Origin of the sequence: Nonomuraea cavernae (genome assembly GCF_014646355.1) — a bacterium.
In the GTDB taxonomy this organism is placed as follows: domain Bacteria; phylum Actinomycetota; class Actinomycetes; order Streptosporangiales; family Streptosporangiaceae; genus Nonomuraea; species Nonomuraea cavernae.
Map to the genome: position 1 here is coordinate 25,812 of NZ_BMNH01000046.1, position 17,114 is coordinate 42,925.

General features: G+C 70.0%; 20 protein-coding genes and 1 pseudogene. 9 read left to right on the forward strand and 12 right to left on the reverse strand.

The annotated features are described in order from the left end of the window. Window positions 1–17: 17 nt before the first annotated feature. Genes IEY82_RS40490 through IEY82_RS37325 form a run of 6 tightly spaced genes read right to left on the reverse strand, consistent with a single transcriptional unit; the run spans window position 18 to window position 5,912 of the window. Entirely contained in the window at window positions 18–1,604 is a 1,587-nt protein-coding gene (locus IEY82_RS40490) for a fused response regulator/phosphatase (RefSeq protein ID WP_189129009.1), read from the reverse strand. Continuing rightward, window positions 1,597–3,276 (reverse strand): ATP-binding protein, encoded by a 1,680-nt coding sequence (locus IEY82_RS37305; RefSeq protein ID WP_189129010.1) that lies wholly within the window; start codon window positions 3,274–3,276, stop codon window positions 1,597–1,599. The genes IEY82_RS40490 and IEY82_RS37305 overlap by 8 nt, the downstream gene beginning before the upstream one ends. Beyond that, entirely contained in the window at window positions 3,273–4,274 is a 1,002-nt protein-coding gene (locus IEY82_RS37310; protein WP_225264346.1) for an ATP-binding SpoIIE family protein phosphatase, read from the reverse strand. The genes IEY82_RS37305 and IEY82_RS37310 overlap by 4 nt, the downstream gene beginning before the upstream one ends. Continuing rightward, window positions 4,271–4,672, reverse strand: coding sequence for an anti-sigma regulatory factor (locus IEY82_RS37315; RefSeq protein WP_189129012.1), 402 nt, complete (start codon window positions 4,670–4,672; stop codon window positions 4,271–4,273). The genes IEY82_RS37310 and IEY82_RS37315 overlap by 4 nt, the downstream gene beginning before the upstream one ends. Then, entirely contained in the window at window positions 4,669–5,049 is a 381-nt protein-coding gene (locus tag IEY82_RS37320) for an STAS domain-containing protein (RefSeq protein ID WP_225264348.1), read from the reverse strand. The genes IEY82_RS37315 and IEY82_RS37320 overlap by 4 nt, the downstream gene beginning before the upstream one ends. Continuing rightward, complete coding sequence (locus tag IEY82_RS37325; RefSeq protein ID WP_225264350.1) at window positions 5,049–5,912, reverse strand: STAS domain-containing protein; 864 nt, start codon at window positions 5,910–5,912, stop codon at window positions 5,049–5,051. Before IEY82_RS37325 ends, IEY82_RS37320 begins: the two co-directional genes overlap by 1 nt. A 208-nt stretch (window positions 5,913–6,120) precedes the next feature. Here IEY82_RS37325 and IEY82_RS37330 point away from each other — a divergent pair, with 208 nt between their 5' ends. Next, window positions 6,121–6,471, forward strand: a complete 351-nt coding sequence (locus IEY82_RS37330) for a PRC-barrel domain-containing protein (protein ID WP_189129013.1) — start codon at window positions 6,121–6,123, stop codon at window positions 6,469–6,471. A gap of 296 nt (window positions 6,472–6,767) precedes the next feature. Further along, window positions 6,768–9,161: an ATP-binding cassette domain-containing protein gene (locus tag IEY82_RS37335; RefSeq protein ID WP_189129014.1), complete on the forward strand. Its 2,394-nt coding sequence runs from the start codon at window positions 6,768–6,770 to the stop codon at window positions 9,159–9,161. Between the two features lie 69 nt (window positions 9,162–9,230). Here IEY82_RS37335 and IEY82_RS37340 read toward each other — a convergent pair whose 3' ends face one another. Together IEY82_RS37340 and IEY82_RS37345 are read right to left on the reverse strand one after the other, a co-directional pair. Next, entirely contained in the window at window positions 9,231–10,043 is an 813-nt protein-coding gene (locus IEY82_RS37340; RefSeq protein WP_189129015.1) for an arginase family protein, read from the reverse strand. Between the two features lie 38 nt (window positions 10,044–10,081). After that, window positions 10,082–10,895 (reverse strand): annotated as a pseudogene (locus IEY82_RS37345) (helix-turn-helix transcriptional regulator). Window positions 10,896–10,958: 63 nt separating this feature from the next. Here IEY82_RS37345 and IEY82_RS37350 point away from each other — a divergent pair. Next, complete coding sequence (locus tag IEY82_RS37350; protein WP_308016025.1) at window positions 10,959–11,603, forward strand: epoxide hydrolase family protein; 645 nt, start codon at window positions 10,959–10,961, stop codon at window positions 11,601–11,603. Beyond that, window positions 11,584–11,745, forward strand: a complete 162-nt coding sequence (locus IEY82_RS40205; RefSeq protein WP_308016026.1) for a hypothetical protein — start codon at window positions 11,584–11,586, stop codon at window positions 11,743–11,745. Before IEY82_RS37350 ends, IEY82_RS40205 begins: the two co-directional genes overlap by 20 nt. Before the next feature lie 124 nt (window positions 11,746–11,869). Here IEY82_RS40205 and IEY82_RS37355 read toward each other — a convergent pair whose 3' ends face one another. Further along, a complete protein-coding gene (locus tag IEY82_RS37355) occupies window positions 11,870–12,361 on the reverse strand; it encodes a MarR family winged helix-turn-helix transcriptional regulator (RefSeq protein WP_189129016.1) in 492 nt (163 codons plus the stop codon). 115 nt (window positions 12,362–12,476) lie between these two features. Here IEY82_RS37355 and IEY82_RS37360 point away from each other — a divergent pair, with 115 nt between their 5' ends. From IEY82_RS37360 to IEY82_RS37370, 3 genes are all read left to right on the forward strand, one after another. Further along, the gene (locus tag IEY82_RS37360; RefSeq protein ID WP_189129017.1) at window positions 12,477–12,851 is read left to right on the forward strand and encodes a DoxX family protein; all 375 of its coding nucleotides are present in this window, start codon (window positions 12,477–12,479) and stop codon (window positions 12,849–12,851) included. Between the two features lie 86 nt (window positions 12,852–12,937). Continuing rightward, window positions 12,938–13,717 (forward strand): arsenate reductase/protein-tyrosine-phosphatase family protein, encoded by a 780-nt coding sequence (locus tag IEY82_RS37365; RefSeq protein WP_189129018.1) that lies wholly within the window; start codon window positions 12,938–12,940, stop codon window positions 13,715–13,717. Further along, the gene (locus IEY82_RS37370; protein WP_189129019.1) at window positions 13,714–14,109 is read left to right on the forward strand and encodes a VOC family protein; all 396 of its coding nucleotides are present in this window, start codon (window positions 13,714–13,716) and stop codon (window positions 14,107–14,109) included. The genes IEY82_RS37365 and IEY82_RS37370 overlap by 4 nt, the downstream gene beginning before the upstream one ends. Window positions 14,110–14,302: 193 nt before the next feature. Here the strand turns inward: IEY82_RS37370 and IEY82_RS37375 are convergent, their stop codons facing one another. Then, a complete protein-coding gene (locus IEY82_RS37375) occupies window positions 14,303–15,130 on the reverse strand; it encodes a class I SAM-dependent methyltransferase (RefSeq protein WP_189129020.1) in 828 nt (275 codons plus the stop codon). A 45-nt stretch (window positions 15,131–15,175) separates the two neighbouring features. On the opposite strand from IEY82_RS37375, the gene IEY82_RS37380 reads away from it, so the two are divergent. Beyond that, window positions 15,176–15,808, forward strand: coding sequence for a TetR/AcrR family transcriptional regulator (locus IEY82_RS37380; protein WP_225264353.1), 633 nt, complete (start codon window positions 15,176–15,178; stop codon window positions 15,806–15,808). Here the strand turns inward: IEY82_RS37380 and IEY82_RS37385 are convergent. Next, window positions 15,774–16,049 carry a hypothetical protein gene (locus IEY82_RS37385; RefSeq protein WP_189129021.1) on the reverse strand — a complete coding sequence of 92 codons (276 nt, stop codon included), beginning with the start codon at window positions 16,047–16,049 and terminating at the stop codon, window positions 15,774–15,776. The genes IEY82_RS37380 and IEY82_RS37385 overlap by 35 nt on opposite strands. Before the next feature lie 48 nt (window positions 16,050–16,097). After that, entirely contained in the window at window positions 16,098–16,514 is a 417-nt protein-coding gene (tnpA, locus tag IEY82_RS37390) for an IS200/IS605 family transposase (protein ID WP_189129022.1), read from the reverse strand. A gap of 22 nt (window positions 16,515–16,536) precedes the next feature. On the opposite strand from tnpA, the gene IEY82_RS37395 reads away from it, so the two are divergent. Beyond that, window positions 16,537–17,114 (forward strand): RNA-guided endonuclease InsQ/TnpB family protein (locus IEY82_RS37395; RefSeq protein WP_189129023.1); only part of this gene is annotated, 578 nt, incomplete at its 3' end.

A 17,114-nucleotide genomic window follows, 5' to 3' on the forward strand; every position in this document is an offset into this window, starting at 1 on the left:
CAGGTGTTCCCGGCCGGTCACCGGCGCCGGAAGAGCACCAGCGCGACATCGTCCTCCCGGGCGCCGAAGCTCTCGATGAGCCGGTCGGCGAACTCGTCCACGTCGTCCCCGATCGTCTCGGCGACCTTCCTGGCGATCTCGAGGCTCTCGTCGAGGTACTTGTCGCGGTCCTCGATGAGTCCGTCGGTGAACATCAGCACCGCTCCCCCCGGCGGCACGGTCACCTGGTCCACCCGGTAGACCTCCCCGGCCACGCCCAGCAGCAGGTTGCCGAGCTCGTGGTAGCGGGCCGTGCCGTCGGCGCCGACCAGCAGCGGCGGGATGTGACCGGCGTTGGCGACCAGGGTCTCCCCCGTCGCCGGATCGACGAGGGTCAGGCACACGGTGGCGGTCATGCGGGGGTGGTAGCGCCGCAGGACGTCGTTGAGCAGCGCCAGCGACCGGCCGAGATCGACCGAGTCGAGGAGCGAGGCCCGCAGCGCGTGGCGCAGCTCGGCCATCACGGTCGCGGCCAGCAGCGAGTGTCCCTGGACGTCGCCGACGCCGATCAGGACCTGCTCACCGAGCTCCAGCACCTCGTAGAAGTCGCCGCCCACCTCGACGTTGTCGAACGCCGGCTGGTAGCGCCAGCTGATGTCGAGCCCGGCCACCTCGGGCACGCGGGAGGGCAGCAGGCTGCGCTGGAGGGTGAGTGCGATCGCGTGCTCCTCGGCGTAGGCGCGCAGCGCCTCCACCGCGAGCGCCACGGCCTGACCGAGCTGCCGCAAGATGCTCAGCTCGTCCTCGTCGAGCTCGGAGTCCTGCTCCACGCCGAGGACGACCGCGGGCCGATTGGGCTTCGTGCGTGACATGACGGCCACGATGTCCTGGCGGGCCGGGGTGTCGGGCGCCACCTTGGACCAGTAGTCGTACGGGATGGTGAAGATCTGCGTGCCGGCCCGGTCGCCCAGCGCCAGCTCGGTCAGCCCCTCCAAAGCGGCGGGCGGCGCGCTCCTGGCCGTCGTGGCGCCGCCGGGCGGGTTGGCGGTGAACCTGCGGGGCCGGCCGTCGGGCAGCAGCGCCAGCGCCCCGGCGCGCCTGCCCAGGATCTTGCTGGTGCCCTCGACGGCGGTGGACAGCAGGTCGTCGAACGTCTCGGCGGCGTTCATCGCCAGCGTGAGCTCGGCGAGCGCGCCGAGTTTGCCGGCCAGGCGTTCGGCCCGCTGCCGCGCCCGGTAGTAGCGCAGCGTCGCCTCGACCGTCGCGGCGAACTCGTCCGGCTCGATGGGCTCGGCCAGGTAGGCGTCGGCGCCGCGGTGCAGCCCAAGCGCCCGGTCGGCGGTGGTGATCGCCGCTCCCGAGATCTGGATGACCGGGATCGAGGAGGAGGCGGGATCGCTCTTGATCTGCTCGCAGACCTCGTACCCGGAGATGTCCGGCAGGCGGACGTCCAGCACGACCAGGTCGGGGCGGATCTCCCTGACCTTCCGCAGTGCCTCCAGCCCGCCGGTCGCCTCAGCGACCTGGTGGCCGGCGCGCCGCAACCAGCTGGACAGGATGTAGAGCTTGGTCGGCGTGTCGTCCACGACGAGGACCCTCGCCTGTTTTTTCCCGCTTTCAGGCATGATGGCTCCCCAACGCCTGCCGGATGGCACCCAGCAGCACGTCCCGGCGCAGGCCGGCTTTGAAGAGAACCGCGTCGGCGTGGTCCGGGTGGTGAGTGGAGGACGCCGCCGTGACGATGATCACGGGGATGTCGCGCAGCCGCGCGTCGTCGGCCATCCGCTGCCGGAGGGCCGCGCCGCCCAGGCCCGGCATCAGCAGGTCCAGGAGCGCGAGGTCGGGGGGCGCGGCGCCCATCGCCGCCAGCGCGGCCGCGCCGTCGGGCGCCTCGTCGATGTGGACGGCGAACCCGGTGAGCATCCGGCGCAGCCCGGCGCGGAAGTTCTCGTCGTCGTCGGCGATGAGGATCCGGTTCACGACGGGGATGTCGTCCGGGGTGTGCGGAAGCCGGAGCGTCGCCGTGGTGCCCTGCCCCTGCGAGCTGGTCAGCACGAGGGAGCCGCCCATCGCCTCGGCCAGTCTGCGGGCGTACGGCAGGCCGAGCCCGGTGCCCTTGGCCCGCAGCTGCGCCGGACCCGGCACCTGGTAGAACTCCTCGAAGACGTGCGCGACGTGCTCGGCGGGGATGCCGATCCCGGTGTCGGTCACGGTGAACACCATTTCGCTGGCCGCGGCGTCGTGGGCCACCCGCAGGGTGACCTCGCCGTCGTCGGTGAACTTCAGGCTGTTGGCCAGCAGATTGCGCAGGATCCTGATGAGCATCGCCTCGTCGGCGAGCATCGTCGGGGCCGGCTCCGGCACGTGCGCCGTCAGACTGACCCGCTCGGTGCCGGAGGTCGGCCACAGCGTCAGCCGCAGCCGCTCGATCAGCGCGACCAGGTCGACGGTGGTCGGCTGCGGGTCGAGCCGCCCGGCTTCGGCCTTGGCCAGGTCGAGCAGCTCGCTGACCAGTGCCAGGAGGGTCTCCGCCGACGAGCCGATGAGGTCGATCTGGTGTGTCTGCTCGGTGCCCAGCGGCTCTCCGCCGGGGCCGGTCAGCAGGCGGACCAGGCCGATGATCGAGTTGAGCGGGGTGCGCAGCTCGTGACTGACCGTGGCCCAGAACCGGTTCTTGGCCTCGCCCGCCTCGCGCAGCTGCAGCGACTTCTCGTCCAGCTCGGCGTAGAGCGCGACGACCCCGCGGTTGGTCTCCTCCAGCTCGGCCGACAGCTGGTTGTACAGCGCCATGACCCCCTGGTTGGTCTCCTCCAGCTCGGCGTTGAGCTGCTGGACCTCTTCCAGGGTCGTGGCCAGCTCACGGTTCTGCTGACGTAGCTCCTCCAGCGCGCTCGTGGGTGTCAGCGCGTCGATCCGGGCGCGGATCTGACCGACCGGAAGCGCCGGCGGCCCCGACGTGAGCCGCTTACGCATGATCACCTGGCCGGGGCGGTCCACCTCGACCGCGTCCATGAGTCGTCCCGCCATCACCATGCCGTCGGAGGACGAGTGGCCGTCCCCGGTCAGGAAGCTCAGCGAGACCACGAGGTCGTCCCCGTCGAGCAGGAAGGCGACGCCGACATCGGCGTGGCCCTCGATCACGATCTCGCGCCCCACCTCGCTCAGCGCCGTCGCCACCCGGATCTGGTCCTGCTCGGACATGCCGGAGGCCGCGGCGACCTCGCGTCCCATCCTGCGCATGGCGAAGACGTCCTGATCGTTCCTGACGCTGATCCTGGCCAGCTGCGTGGCGCTCACGCGGTGCCCTTCATGACGAGCACGCAGGCGTCGTCCCTGCGTGTCCCGGCGTCCCTGAGCAGCGTGGCGGCCACGACCGTCGGGGAGCGCGTGGTGAGCCCCGGGAAGGAGGAGACGTCCCACCGGTCGGTGAGCCCGTCGGAGTGCATCACGACCATGCTGTGCGGCGGCATGGTGTATTCGTACTCACGAAACGTCCTGCTCTGATGGCCGGCGATACCCGGGACGGAGATCATGCCCTGCCTGCCCTCCGCGTGCACGATCCAGCCCGAGATGTTGCCCAGCCCGGCGTAGCGGACCAGGCCGCTCCCGCGGTCGAGCCTGGCCACCGCCACGGCGCCGCCCCGGGTGCCGGCGAGCGCGCGGTGAACACGCTCCAGCAGGGCCACCGGCGGCAGATCGCTGTGCTCCTGGAAGACCCGCACCGCCTGCCGGGAGGCGCCCGCCGCCAGCTCCCCGTGGCCGAGCCCGTCGCACAGCATCGCGACCGCCGTGCCGGGGCTGTCCACGCAGGCGAACGCGTCGCCGGACACGCTCTCCTCGCCGATGGGCCGGGTCAGGCCGCTCACCCGGGAGGCGGGCGCCGGGTCCGCGCCGGCGGTGAAGCACATGCTGATCACCGTTCCGCGTCCGGGGACGGAGTAGACCTCGTGGAAGGAGGCCATCCGGGCGATGCCGCCGAGCCCGACCCCGAGGGTGCCCGTGGTGGAGTAGCCGTCGCGCAGGGCGCGGGTGAAGTCGCGGATGCCCGGTCCCCTGTCCAGGGCGATGACCTCGACGGCCGTCGTCGGCCCCGGGAGAGCCCGGATCAGCATCATCCCCTCTGTGGCGTGCTTGACCAGGTTGGAGGCCGCCTCGCTGACCGCGAGCGCCACCCTTCCCCGGTCGTGCTCGCCGAAGCCGGCCGCCTCGGCGAGCGCCGCGGCGGCGCGGCGGACGGCTCCGATGGCGCTCGCGTCCTCGATCCGGACCCAGGCCTCGTCTCTGGACCGGATCACCTGGCCCACTTGACCACCGTCACCCGGGTGCCCTTGCCGGGTTCGGAGTCCAGGTCGAACTCGTCCACGAGGCGACGGGAGCCGCTCAGGCCCAGCCCGAGGCCGCCCCCGGTCGTCCACCCGTCGGTGAGCGCCAGCTCCAGATCGGGGATGCCGGGGCCCTCGTCGGCGAAGGTGAGCCGGAGCCCGCCGCGCGCGCCGTTGCCGACGACCTCGATCCGCACCCGGCCACCCCCGGCGTACACCAGGGTGTTGCGGGCCAGTTCGCTGGCGGCGGTCACCACCTTCGTCTGGTCGACCAGGGACAGGCCGACCTGCTGGGCGCTGGTGCGCACGCGCTGGCGCACCAGGACCACGTCGCTGTTGGCGGCGATGGGCAGCTCGATGGCGTCCGTCACCTCGGCACCGCGACCGCCCTGGCGTTGTCGCGGTCTTCGAGCAGCGCGACGCCCTTCTCGAGATTGAGCGCCGTGCGGACGCCGCCGAGTGACAGACCGAGCTCCACGAGCGTGATCGCGACCGCGGGGCGCATGCCCACGACGATCGTCTCGGCGTCGAGCACGCGCGAGATGGAGGCGATGGTGGCCAGCATGCGGCCGATGAAGGAGTCGACGATCTCCACGGCGGAGATGTCGATGATCACGCCGCGAGCGCCGCTTTCGACGACCGCGTCGGCCAGGTCCTCCTGAAGCGCCAGAACGCCCTGGTCCTGCAGGTCGATCTGAATGGAGACGATGAGGACGTCGCCGAGTTTGAGGATGGGTACGCGCTCCATCAGGCCCGCTCCGTCGCCACGACGACGCGCTTGCTCGCTCCCTGCGTCAGCTGCACGCCGCTCTGCCGCAGCGCGTGCGCCAGGGCGTCGGACAGCGAGGACTTGGTGACGATGTCGCCGAACTCGATGCCCAGGGTGACGATGGTGTGGGCGATCTGCGGGCGGATGCCGGAGACGACGCACTCCGCGCCCATCAGCCGCGCGGCCGCCACGGTCTTGAGCAGGTGCTGGGCCACCTGGGTGTCGACCGCCGGCACCCCGGTGATGTCGATCACAGCGTGCTCGGAGCCTGTCTCGACCAGCGCCTGGAGCAGCTTCTCCATGACCACCTGCGTGCGGGCGGAGTCGAGCGTGCCCACCAGGGGCACCGCGAGGATGCCCTCCCAGAGCTTGACCACCGGCGTGGACAGCTCCAGCAACTGCTCGGACTGGTCCGTGATGATCTTCTCGCGTGCGGTGACGTAGGTCTCGAACGTGTAGAGCGCCAGGTCGTCGACGAACTTGGAGAACCAGATGTAGCCGCGCAGGGCAGCGGTCTCCTCGCTGGCCTCGATGGTCTCGTACACCGCCTCCTTGACGCTGAGCACCAGGACGGCGGTGTCGGACGGAGTGAACCCCTCTCGCGCCTGGATGCGGGACAGCTCGGCCAGCAGGCCGCGCAGGTCGGTGGAGTCGTCTCCCTCGGACAGCGACCTCAGCATGGCCTGGTAGATCTCGCGCATCCGCCCGCCCAGGACTCCGTGGTCAGCGCGGCCCCCGGCGGCCGCTCCGGCGATGTCCAGCCAGCGCTTGAGGATGCGTTCTTCCTGCTCCCTCAGGAGCGTTTCGATGCGGAGCCGATCGGCGTCTCCGTGGACGGTCAAAATGTGCTCCCATGGGGTGCTTGTCTCAGGTGAACGCCAGAAAGGCTACCCGGCTTTCCGCCCTGGCTCTATGTGATGAACGCAGCGGACGCGGCCGCATCCCTCCGATCGGCCGGTGCCGTAGGCCATCGCGCGCCGGACGTTTACCCCACGATGGCTGGGTAGCCGGAACCCTGTCACACCATCGACGACAGGGAGCAAACCCCATATGACTCAGCCGTGGAGCTACCGCGAAGGCGTCCTCTCCGACACCAGCGTGAGCCTGATCGGATTCGACGTCGAAGCCGTCGACGGGAAGATCGGATCGGTCGACGAGGAGAGCAACGCCGTCGGCGACAGCTACCTGGTCGTCGACACCGGTTTCTGGATCTTCGGCAAGAAGGTCATCCTGCCGGCCAGCACCGTGACCGAGGTCGACCCCCAGAACAAGAAGGTCTTCCTGGCCCGTACCAAGGAAGAGATCAAGGAAGCGCCCGAGTTCGACGAGGCCACCCACAAGGACCCGGGCTACCGCCAGCAGGTCGGCGACTACTACGGTCGCTACCCCGACCTGCCCTGACCCTCAGCGGTTGGATCGTGTGGGCTCCTCCCGGTTCTCCGGGAGGAGCCCACACGCGTTTCCCCTCGGCGCAGGTGACCGGACCGATCAGGAATCGAGAAGCGCCGGTCACCGTGCCGCGTCTAGCCTGGCTGTCTGACGCCACCTGCCGGCGCCCCGCGTGGCCGGCCGGGGCCCAGAGGCTCTACGAATCGACGGCATGAAAAGCAGTCATAATTGCTCGAAGTTCGTTAGATCGAGCCAGGCCATGCCGACGGAGGCCGCGAAGGCGGACCCGCGTAACAGATGGAGAAACGATGAGCACGGCCACGAGGACCGACCTGCCGTCGCCCGCGCCGCACGCTGCCGACAGCCACGATCTGATCCGCGTGCACGGCGCGCGCGTGAACAACCTCAAGGACGTCAGCGTCGAGATCCCGAAGCGACGGCTCACGGTGTTCACCGGCGTCTCCGGCTCGGGCAAGAGCTCGCTGGTGTTCGGCACGATCGCGGCGGAGTCGCAGCGGCTGATCAACGAGACCTACAGCGCGTTCGTGCAGGGCTTCATGCCGACGCTGGCGCGGCCCGAGGTCGACGTACTCGAAGGGCTGACCACCGCGATCATCGTCGACCAGCAGCGGATGGGCGCCGACCCCCGCTCCACCGTCGGCACCGCCACCGATGCCAACGCGATGCTGCGCATCCTCTTCAGCCGGCTCGGGCAGCCGCACATCGGCTCACCCCAGGCGTTCTCCTTCAACGTCGCCTCGATCAGCGGAGCGGGCGCCGTCAAGATCGAGCGTGCCGGAAAGACCGTGAAGGAAAGGCGCGACTTCAGCATCACCGGCGGCATGTGCCTGCGCTGCGAAGGCCGGGGCAAGGTCTCCGACATCGACCTCACCCAGCTCTATGACGACTCCAAGTCACTCGCCGAGGGCGCGTTCACCATCCCCGGCTGGAAGTCGGAGAGCTTCTGGACGGTGCGGGTCTACGCCGAGTCGGGCTTCGTCGACCCGAACAAGCCGATCCGCGACTACACCAAGAAGGAGCTGAACGACTTCCTCTACCGGGAGCCGGTCAAGGTGAAGGTCGACGGCGTCAACCTCACCTACGAGGGGCTCATCCCGAAGATCCAGAAGTCGTTCCTCTCCAAGGACCGGGAGGCGATGCAGCCGCACATCCGGGCGTTCGTCGACCGGGCGGTCACCTTCACCACCTGTCCCGAGTGCGACGGCACCCGGCTCAGCGAGGGGGCTCGCTCCTCGCGGATCGGCGGGATCAACATCGCCGACGCCTGCGCGATGCAGATCAGCGACCTGGCCGCATGGGTCCGCGGCCTCGACGAGCCGTCGGTCGCGCCCTTGCTCGCCAAGCTGCTGCACACCCTCGACTCGTTCGTGGAGATCGGGCTCGGCTATCTCTCGCTCGAACGGCCGGCGGGCACGCTGTCGGGCGGTGAGGCGCAGCGCGTCAAGATGATCCGCCACCTCGGCTCCTCGCTCACCGACACCACCTACGTCTTCGACGAGCCCACCATCGGCCTGCACCCCCATGACATCCAGCGGATGAACGACCTGCTGCTGCGGCTGCGGGACAAAGGCAACACGGTGCTCGTCGTCGAGCACAAGCCGGAGGCGATCGCGATCGCCGACCACGTCGTCGACCTCGGTCCCGGCGCCGGTACGGGGGGCGGCACCATCTGCTACGAGGGCACCGTCGAGGGGCTGCGGGCCAGCGGCACCATCACCGGCCGCCACCTCGACGACCGCGCCGCTCTCAAGGAGATGGTGCGGCCCCCCAAGGGCACGCTGGAGATCCGCGGCGCCACCCGCCACAACCTTCAGGACGTCGACGTCGACATCCCGCTCGGCGTCCTGTGCGTCGTCACCGGCGTCGCCGGCTCCGGCAAGAGCTCGCTGATCCACGGCTCCATCCCGGCCGCCGCGGGTGTCGTCTCGGTCGACCAGGCCCCCGTCCGCGGTTCGCGACGGAGCAATCCGGCGACCTACACCGGACTGCTCGACCCGATCCGCAAGGCATTCGCGAAGGCCAACGGCGTGAAGCCGGCGCTGTTCAGCGCCAACTCCGAGGGCGCCTGCCCCACCTGCAACGGCGCCGGCGTCATCTACACCGACCTGGCGATGATGGCGGGCGTGGCCACCACCTGCGAGGAGTGCGAGGGGAAGCGGTTCCAGGCGTCGGTGCTGGACCACCACCTCGGCGGCCGAGACATCAGCGAGGTGCTCGCGATGTCGGTGACCGAGGCCGAGGAGTTCTTCGGCGCCGGTGAGGCGCGCACGCCGGCCGCGCACGCCATCCTCGACCGGCTCGCCGACGTCGGGCTCGGCTACCTCAGCCTCGGCCAGCCGCTCACCACGCTGTCCGGCGGCGAGCGGCAGCGGCTCAAGCTGGCCACCCACATGGCCGACAAGGGCGGCGTCTACGTCCTGGACGAGCCGACCACCGGCCTGCACCTCGCCGACGTCGAGCAGTTGCTCGGCCTGCTCGACCGGCTCGTCGACTCCGGCAAGTCGGTCATCGTCATCGAGCACCACCAGGCGGTCATGGCGCACGCCGACTGGATCATCGACCTCGGTCCCGGCGCCGGCCACGACGGCGGCCGGATCGTCTTCGAGGGCACACCCGCCGACCTCGTCGCCGCCCGCTCCACCCTCACCGGCGAGCACCTCGCGGCCTACGTCGGCGCCTGACCCGCCCGATGCCCTACGAGAAAGCAGGCGCACCCGCTGTTCTCGTAGGGCGCTCGTTCCCGATGACGATCACGAAGTCCCCGAGGACATGCCGGACGTCAGCGCGGCGCCCAGTCGGCGGATCACCTCGGCCTCGCCCGGGTTGACCTCGTCGCCGGACGGCGCGTGTTCGGTGATGGCCGCGCCGATGATGCCGTCCACCTGGGAGACGAGATCGATCAGTCGTTGCGGCTGCACGCCGTCCGGCTCCGGGTAGCAGGTCGCGCCGAAGGCGGTGGGCTCCAGCACGTCGAGGTCGACGTGAACGTAGACGGGGCCGCGCAGATCGTCGAGCACGCGCTCCAGGTCATCGACGCCGTATCTGCGCAGGCCCGTCTCCGCGAGGTAGGCGTGCTCGGACACGTCGCCCGCCCGCTCTCCAGCGATGATGACCTGCCGTGGCGCCAGCGGCCGCTCCAGCCTCAGGCCGGCCGGCCCGTCTCCGAGCAGCGCGCGCACCACCATCCCGTGGAAGGCGCCCGAAGGCAGGGTCAGCGGGCTGTAGACGTCCGGGTGCGCGTCGAGCCACAGCACCGTCAACGCGGCACCGTAGCGGTTGTGGGCGGCGGCGATCGGCGGGATGTCGACCGCGCAGTCACCGCCGATGGTGATCACCTGGTCGTCGATGCCGGTCAGTGCCGTCCGCGTCAGCCGCTGGCTCTCCACGAGCACGTCGTAGGACCGGATCCCGGCGACCTTGTCACCGCCGGTTTCCGGCACCGGCACGGTCACCACCGTGTCGGCCGGAACGAGTTCGGCGGCGCGGCGGGCTCCGGACGTCAACCGCCGCGCCCTGCTCGACGCCGAGCCTTGCCATTGTGGTACGCACAGCACAGTCGTCATGCGACGACGATATGAGGCACGAGCATCGGCGTTCTAGATCACTCTTCTTCTGGTACGGCCCGCAGGCAGCGGGTGGCCTGGGCGCGGAGGGCGTCGGCGAGCGCCGGTGGGCCGCTGACGAGGGTGAAGTCGGTGTCGACCGATGTGATCATCCAGACCAGCGCCGACGGGGTTTCGGTGCCGACGTGCAGCAGGCAGGTGTGGTCGTCTGGGCGCGAATCGCGGGCCGGTCGGCGGGCGCGGCCGTAGCCGGTCCACCCGGAAGGTACGCCAGTCATCGCGGTCGGTGTCCCAGGCGACGAGATACCAGTGCCGGCCGAAGCTGACCAGGCTGTGGGGCTCGACGGACCGGCTCGTGTCGACGCGGTGAGGGCTGGTGTAGTCGAAGCGCAGCCGTTCACGGCGACGGCAGGCGTCGGCGATCGCCATCAGCGTGTCCGGGCTCACCGTGGGCCCGGAGCCGCCGACCCGGACGGTCGCCGCGTGCAGCGTGTTCACCCGGTGTCGCAACCGGGAGGGCAGGACCTGTTCGAGCTTGGTCAGGGCCCGCAGCGAGGTCTCCTCGATCCCGGCGACCGAGCCACCCGCCGACGTGCGCAGCCCGACCACCACGGCCACCGCCTCGTCGTCGTCGAGCAGCAACGGCGGCAGCGACGCGCCTGCTCCCAGCCGGTAACCAGCGGTCCCCCGTACGGCGTTCACCGGATAACCGAGCTGGCGCAGCCGCTCGACGTCGCGGCGGACCGTGCGCGCGGTGACGCCCAGCCGGTCGGCGAGCTCGGCCCCGGACCAGTCGCGATGGGTCTGCAGGAGCGACAACAGTCTCAGCAGCCGTGCGGAGGTCCCCACCATGCCGTCGAGGTTGCCAGACCCTTAGGACCGAAGCCGTCCTAAGGGCTTCCTAGCTTTTCCGGCATGACGAACATCCGTTCTTTCCGCATCGATATCCCGCAGGCTCAGCTCGACGACCTGGGCGCGCGGCTGGCCAACACCCGCTGGCCGGAGGAAGTGCCGGGTGTGGGCTGGAGCCGGGGAGTGCCGCTGGGCTATCTGAAGGAGCTCGCGGAGCACTGGCGTACCCGCTACGACTGGCGGGCGCAGGAGGCGGCGCTCAACGCGTACCCGCAGTACCTCACCACCATCGACGAGCAGAACCTGCACTTCCTGCACGTGCCCTCGCCTGAGCCCGACGCCACGCCCTTGCTGCTCCTGCACGGCTGGCCGGGCGGGTTCACCGACTTCCTCGACGTGATCGGCCCGCTGTCCGATCCCCGCGCGCACGGCGGTGACGCGGCCGACGCCTTCCAGCTGGTGATCCCGTCGTTGCCGGGGTTCGGGTTCTCCACGCCGCCGGCCGGGCCGGGCATGAACGCGGCCAGGATGTCCCGGGTGCTCGTACGGCTGATGTCCCAGCTCGGGTTCGAGCGCTACGGCGTGCGAGGAGATCTCCGCGAACGACTGGAGCGCCGGCTCCGGCGCGGACTGGGGCGAAGGCGCAGAGGAGTGGGCGGCGCCCCAGCGCGGGACGGTGCCGACCGGCGTGCCGGTCTCCAACCATGACGTGACCATCCGCCGCTGGGCCGAGCGTGACCACCACGTCGTGCATTGGACCGAACTCGGCGAGGGCGGGCACTTCCTCGCGATGGAGAGGCCGGATCTGCTCATCGGCGACCTTCGCGAATTCTTCCGTAAGGTGCGCTGAGCCGAGGCAGGCGCTCGATCTCGTCGTGTGGTTCGGCGGTTGCCGGTATCGGTTCCGGATGACCGCCGAGCGGGCGGCCTGCCCGGGAGGTGGTGGTGCGGATCGCGTTCAGGCGTGAGGGGGGTCAGCTGGAGCGTTCGGCAGGACAGGCGCCGTCGGGGTCGATGGCGCGGTTGACGCGCCGGGTGATCTCGGTGAGCTGGCGGAGCTGGGCCTTGGTCAGGGGGTCGATGACGAGGGCGCGGACCGCCTCGACATGGCCCGGGGCGCTGGCCACGACCTTGTCCCGGCCGTCGTCGGTGAGGACGGCCAGCGTGTAGCGGCCGTCGGCCGGGTCGGGTGTGCGGCGTATCCAGCCACGCTTTTCCAACCGGGAGACCACATGCGACAACCGCGACAGCGATCCGTCGGCCAGTTGCGCCAGCTCACTCATCCGCATGGTGCGCTCGGGACTCATCGACAGGCCGGCCAGCACCTGGTACTCGAAATGGCTGATGCCCGCATCGCGCTGCAGCTGGGCGTCCAGGGCCGCCGGCAGTCTGATCATCGCGCTGGCCAGTCCCAGCCAGGCCGACATTTCCTCCTCGGTCAGCCATCGGGGCTCCTGGGTGCACATGGCTCCACTTTATCTTGAAGCATCAAGTGCGAGCTTGCCTCGATCACTTGACGCTTCAACTCATTTCCCCCTACGTTGAGCATGAAATCTCAAGTGACTCGCGTGAGGACCCCCCATGGACGTCGCCCTGTGGATCGTCGCCGGCCTGCTCGCTCTCGTCTTCCTGGCCGCCGGTGCGATGAAGCTCACCCAGCCCAAGGACAAGCTCGCCACTTCCGGCCTGACCTGGACCGAGGACTTCTCCGGTGGCGCCGTGAAGGCGATCGGCGCCCTGGAGCTGCTGGCCGCGCTCGGGCTGGTCCTGCCGGCGGCGCTCGGCGTCGTGTCGATCCTCACCCCGCTGGCCGCCGCCGGCCTGGTCCTGGTCATGATCGGCGCTGCCGTCACCCACGCCCGCCGCAAGGAGACCTCGGCGATCGCCGTCAACGTGGTGCTGCTCGTCCTGGCGGCGTTCGTGGCCTGGGGCCGTTTCGGCCCCTACGCCTTCTGACCCACCCCGCGATTCCCCTGCACCGCCATATCCCTTGACAAGATCCACCAGCTATACATCAAATTACTTTGATGTATTGTCGCCGTATGGCGAGTTCGCTTCAAGCCGCCCCGGCCTTCGTCCAGCTGGCCGCGCATCCCGTGCGATGGCGGCTGCTGACCCTGCTGGCCGCCGGCGACCACCGGGTCCGGGAGCTCGTGGAACTGGTCGGTCAACCACAGAACCTGGTCTCCTACCATCTACGGCTCCTGCGCGGCGGTGGGCTGGTCACCGCCCGCCGCAGCACCTTCGACGCCCGTGACAGCTACTACCACCTGGACCTGGAACGCTGTGCCCAGGAGCTGGCCGACACCGGCGCTGTCCTGCATCCCGCACTCCGCCTCGATCCGGCCCCGCCGTCGCCACCGTCCTCAGCGGCACATGCGGGCCGACCCGTCGTGCTGTTCACCTGCACCGGCAACAGCGCCCGCTCACCGATCGCCGAGGCCCTGCTGCGCCACCACGCCGGCGGCCGTGTCGAGGTGACCAGCGCAGGCAGTCACCCACGGCCGCGACTGCACCCCTATGCCGTGCATCTCCTGCGCGAGCGCCACGGCATCGATCTGATCGACCAGCGTCCCCGGCATGTGGACACCATGGCCGGTCGCCGCTTCGACTACGTGATCAGTCTGTGCGACAAGGTCCGCGAGGTCTGCCCCGACATCGGCGGCCATCCCCGGCGCCTGCACTGGAGCATCCCCGACCCCGCCACGCCCAGCCGCACCGAGGGGGCCGGCTCCCCCGCGTTCGCCCGCACCATGGAAGAGATCGACACCCGCATCCGCTACCTGCTGCCAGTCCTCACGCCACAGGAGGTCTCGTCATGACCGCACCTGAACAGCTCGCCGGCGTCCGCTACCTCGTCGATGATGTGGCCGCCGCCGTTGACTTCTACACCACTCATCTGGGCTTCGCCCTGCATCTCAACGCCGCGCCCGCCTTCGCCGACGTGGTACGCGGACCGCTGAGGCTGCTGCTGTCCGGACCGGCCAGTTCCGGCGCCCGCGCCACTCCCACCGGCCTCACCGCCGGCCGCAACCGCATCCACCTCATCGTCGGCGACCTCGACGCCGAGATCGACCGGCTCCGCAGCGCCGGACTGTCGTCCTTCTCCAGCGACGTGGTCGCCGGCCCCGGCGGACGCCAGATTCTGCTTGCCGACCCTGCGGGCAACCTCATCGAACTGTTCCAGCCCGCCTCCGCGTCAGCCGGGCCCTGATCACCACGATCCCGCAACCAGCATCGACAGTCGTGACCTGCGGGCCCGCGTCCGCAGCGACGGTAGCGAGATCGGCATCAAGGGTGCTGCCCGGGGACGTGCTGGTCGCGCGGCCGAGCGAGAAGGTCCCGGTCGACGGTGTTCCTGACCGGGTGGCGGCGTGCCGGATGTCAGCCCCTCAGGTGCGTCCGGATCAGATGGCGTTGGTTCGCGCCGCGGTGGCCGCCAGCGTGGTGTAGGGCATGGTGAAGCCGCCCCCGATCTCATCGATGGCGGCCCCGACGCCTGCCAGCACCTCGGCCAGCCTGTCCGCCGGGAGCCGGGTGAGGCCGCCGGTCGTGGGCAGCAGATCCAGCCACTCGTCGCGGGTGTAGGAGTGCTCCCAGTCGAATCGCCACTGCTCCGGGTCACCGAACCCATCCACCTGTCGGATCCCGTCAGCGAACGTGGTGAACATCGCCTGGTAGATGGCCGAAGCCTGCCCCGGCGGCTGGTCATTGAGCGGCGAGTCGGGCACCACCCGCCGATAGACCGCAGTGAAGGCGTCCGCGACGGCGGGCGGAGGATCGAATACATGCGCGAACACCGCCAGCCGCCCGCCGGGCCGCAGCACCTGGGCCGCCTTGGCCGCGCCCGCGACCGGGTCCACCCAGTGCCAGGCCTGGCCCGCGATGACCGCGTCGAACGCTCGGCCGGCCGGATCCCAGGTCTCGAACGCCGCCACCTCGACCTCGACCCCGCCGCGCCGCGCGAACTCGGCCATCCGCGGGTCCGGGTCGACGCCCAGCACCGTGCAGCCGGCCGCCCGGAACTGCCGGGCCTCGATGCCGGTGCCGCACCCGACGTCGAGGACGTCGGGCCCGGGACTGGCGGCGACGATCCGCTCCACCAGGGCGTCGGGGTAGCGAGGGCGGGCCCGGTCGTAGCGTTCGGCGTCCACCCCGAACGACTCCGCGATCTGCCGGGCCCGGTGAGGCTCATTCTCGGAGGGGCGTGATCGCTCCTGTGGTATAGTGGGCATGCGCCCACCATAGTGGGCGACCGCCCACTCGACAACCGGCCAGCAATGAGCGGTGAGCGTAAGGAGGAGCACGCGGTGCCGACCGGGGTGCACATCCGCGACGCGCGACGCCAACTGTTCGACGCCGCCGAGCGCGTCCTGCTCCGGGACGGGCCGACCGCGCTGACCAGCCGCGCCGTCGCCACCGAGGCGGGCGTCGCCAAGGGCGTCCTGCACCGGCACTTCGCCGACTTCGACGCCTTCCTCGCCGAGCTCGTGCGGGACCGCATCGCCCGGATCGACGACCAGGCCGCCGCCCTGCGCCGATCCGCCGGCACCGGCACCGTCGCCGGCAACCTCACCGGCGCGCTGACGGATCTGTTCGACCCGGTCGCGACGGCGATCGTCAGTCTCGTCATCTTCCGCGACGAGCTGCGCGCCCGGCTGCGTCACGGCAGGCCAGGCCATGGCATCCCGGTCCTTGCGGAGGCCGCGGTCATGCTCGCCTCCTACCTCGGCGAGGAGTGCGCGATGGGCCGCATCGCAGCCGACGCCGACGTCGACACGCTCGCGCTCTCACTGATCGGCGCCGGGCACCTGCTGTTCGCCGGCCGCGAAGGCACTCCCCCGGAGACCGGAGCCGTCGACAAGGTCGTGACCACGGTCATCGCCGACGTCCTGCAAAGACGGCTGCTGTAGGAGCCACAACATCCACTACCACCCTCGCATCCTGCGCGCGGTCCCGAATGACGCCCGGCACGCCCTCGATGTCGGCTGCGGAGAGGGCATGCTCGCCCGCGAACTCCAGCAGACCGTGCCGCGCGTCCCTGGCGGCGTCCTGGTCGTCGTCGGTCTGGCCCGCAGCACCATGCCCGACGACCTGCCGCGCGACCTCGCCGCTGTCGTCGTCGGCACGCTCCACCGCATCGTGAAGGGCCACCGGGAGCACCCCTCCCCCGTGGTGTGGCCGCCGCCGGCGTCTGCCGGCTCAGACGGGCCGGTTCTGCTGCTTGATGTACTGACGCAGGACTGTGATCGGAGCACCGCCCACCGACCCGGCGAAGTAGGAACCGGACCAGAGCTTGGTCGCCCGGTAGTAGTGCGCGGCGAGTTCGGGGAATTCCTGGCGCATCCGGCGGGAGGACACGCCCTTGAGGGAGTTGACCAGTTTGGACAGAGCGACCTTGGGCGGGAAGTTCACCAGCAGGTGGACGTGATTGGTTTCGCCGTTGAACTCGGCCAGGTCGGTCTCGAAGTCGGTGCACACGTCCCGCATGATCTCCTCCATCCGTGACAGGTGGGCGTCGGTGAACACCCGATGCCGGAACTTCGTCACAAAAACCAAATGTGCGTGTAGCACGAAAAGGCAGTGTCTTCCGGTTCTGATGTCACCGTACTCGGCCATAAACCAACCGTATGCTGAGCGGGTGCGGTTGCGATACTCCTACCGGATCGACCCGACGCCGGGTCAGCGCCTCGCGCTGGCACGGGCATTCGGGTGCGCGCGGGTGGTGTTCAACGACGCATTGCGGATGCGCAACGACGCGCAGCACAACGGGCTGCCGTTCGTGACCGACGCCGATCTATCGGCCGCAGTGATCACCGAGGCGAAGAAGCGCCCGGAGCGGGCATGGCTTTGCGAGGTTTCGGCCGTCGTGTTGCAGCAGGCATTGGCCGACTGCACCACGGCGTTCCGCAACTTCTTCTCCTCAGTCTCCGGCAAACGGAAAGGCCCGAAGATCGCCCCGCCCCGATACCGGTCGAAGAAGGACAACCGGCAGGCGATCCGCTTCACCAAGAACGCCCGATTCAAGATCACCGAGGGCGGGAAACTGTCCCTGCCGAAGATCGGCGACATCGCGGTCCGCTGGTCGCGGGACCTTCCCTCCGAGCCGTCCAGTGTCACCGTGATCAAAGACGCCGCCGGGCGGTATTTCGCCTCATTCGTCGTCCAGGTCACCGAGACGGCGTTGCCGAAGGTAGCGGCCGCCACCGGCATCGATCT

Bases quoted from the DNA above. Each gene is read 5' to 3' on its own strand.
- IEY82_RS37355 (WP_189129016.1), bottom strand. From the start codon at position 12,361: ATGTGCACCCAGGAGCCCCGATGGCTGACCGAGGAGGAAATGTCGGCC.
- IEY82_RS37375 (WP_189129020.1), bottom strand. From the start codon at position 15,130: ATGCCCACTATACCACAGGAGCGATCACGCCCCTCCGAGAATGAGCCT.
- IEY82_RS37320 (WP_225264348.1), bottom strand. From the start codon at position 5,049: ATGGAGCGCGTACCCATCCTCAAACTCGGCGACGTCCTCATCGTCTCC.
- IEY82_RS37365 (WP_189129018.1), top strand. From the start codon at position 12,938: ATGGCGAGTTCGCTTCAAGCCGCCCCGGCCTTCGTCCAGCTGGCCGCG.
- IEY82_RS37335 (WP_189129014.1), top strand. From the start codon at position 6,768: ATGAGCACGGCCACGAGGACCGACCTGCCGTCGCCCGCGCCGCACGCT.
- IEY82_RS37370 (WP_189129019.1), top strand. From the start codon at position 13,714: ATGACCGCACCTGAACAGCTCGCCGGCGTCCGCTACCTCGTCGATGAT.
- IEY82_RS37340 (WP_189129015.1), bottom strand. From the start codon at position 10,043: ATGACGACTGTGCTGTGCGTACCACAATGGCAAGGCTCGGCGTCGAGC.
- IEY82_RS37330 (WP_189129013.1), top strand. From the start codon at position 6,121: ATGACTCAGCCGTGGAGCTACCGCGAAGGCGTCCTCTCCGACACCAGC.
- IEY82_RS37350 (WP_308016025.1), top strand. From the start codon at position 10,959: ATGACGAACATCCGTTCTTTCCGCATCGATATCCCGCAGGCTCAGCTC.
- IEY82_RS37360 (WP_189129017.1), top strand. From the start codon at position 12,477: ATGGACGTCGCCCTGTGGATCGTCGCCGGCCTGCTCGCTCTCGTCTTC.
- IEY82_RS37380 (WP_225264353.1), top strand. From the start codon at position 15,176: ATGAGCGGTGAGCGTAAGGAGGAGCACGCGGTGCCGACCGGGGTGCAC.
- IEY82_RS40490 (WP_189129009.1), bottom strand. From the start codon at position 1,604: ATGCCTGAAAGCGGGAAAAAACAGGCGAGGGTCCTCGTCGTGGACGAC.
- tnpA (WP_189129022.1), bottom strand. From the start codon at position 16,514: ATGGCCGAGTACGGTGACATCAGAACCGGAAGACACTGCCTTTTCGTG.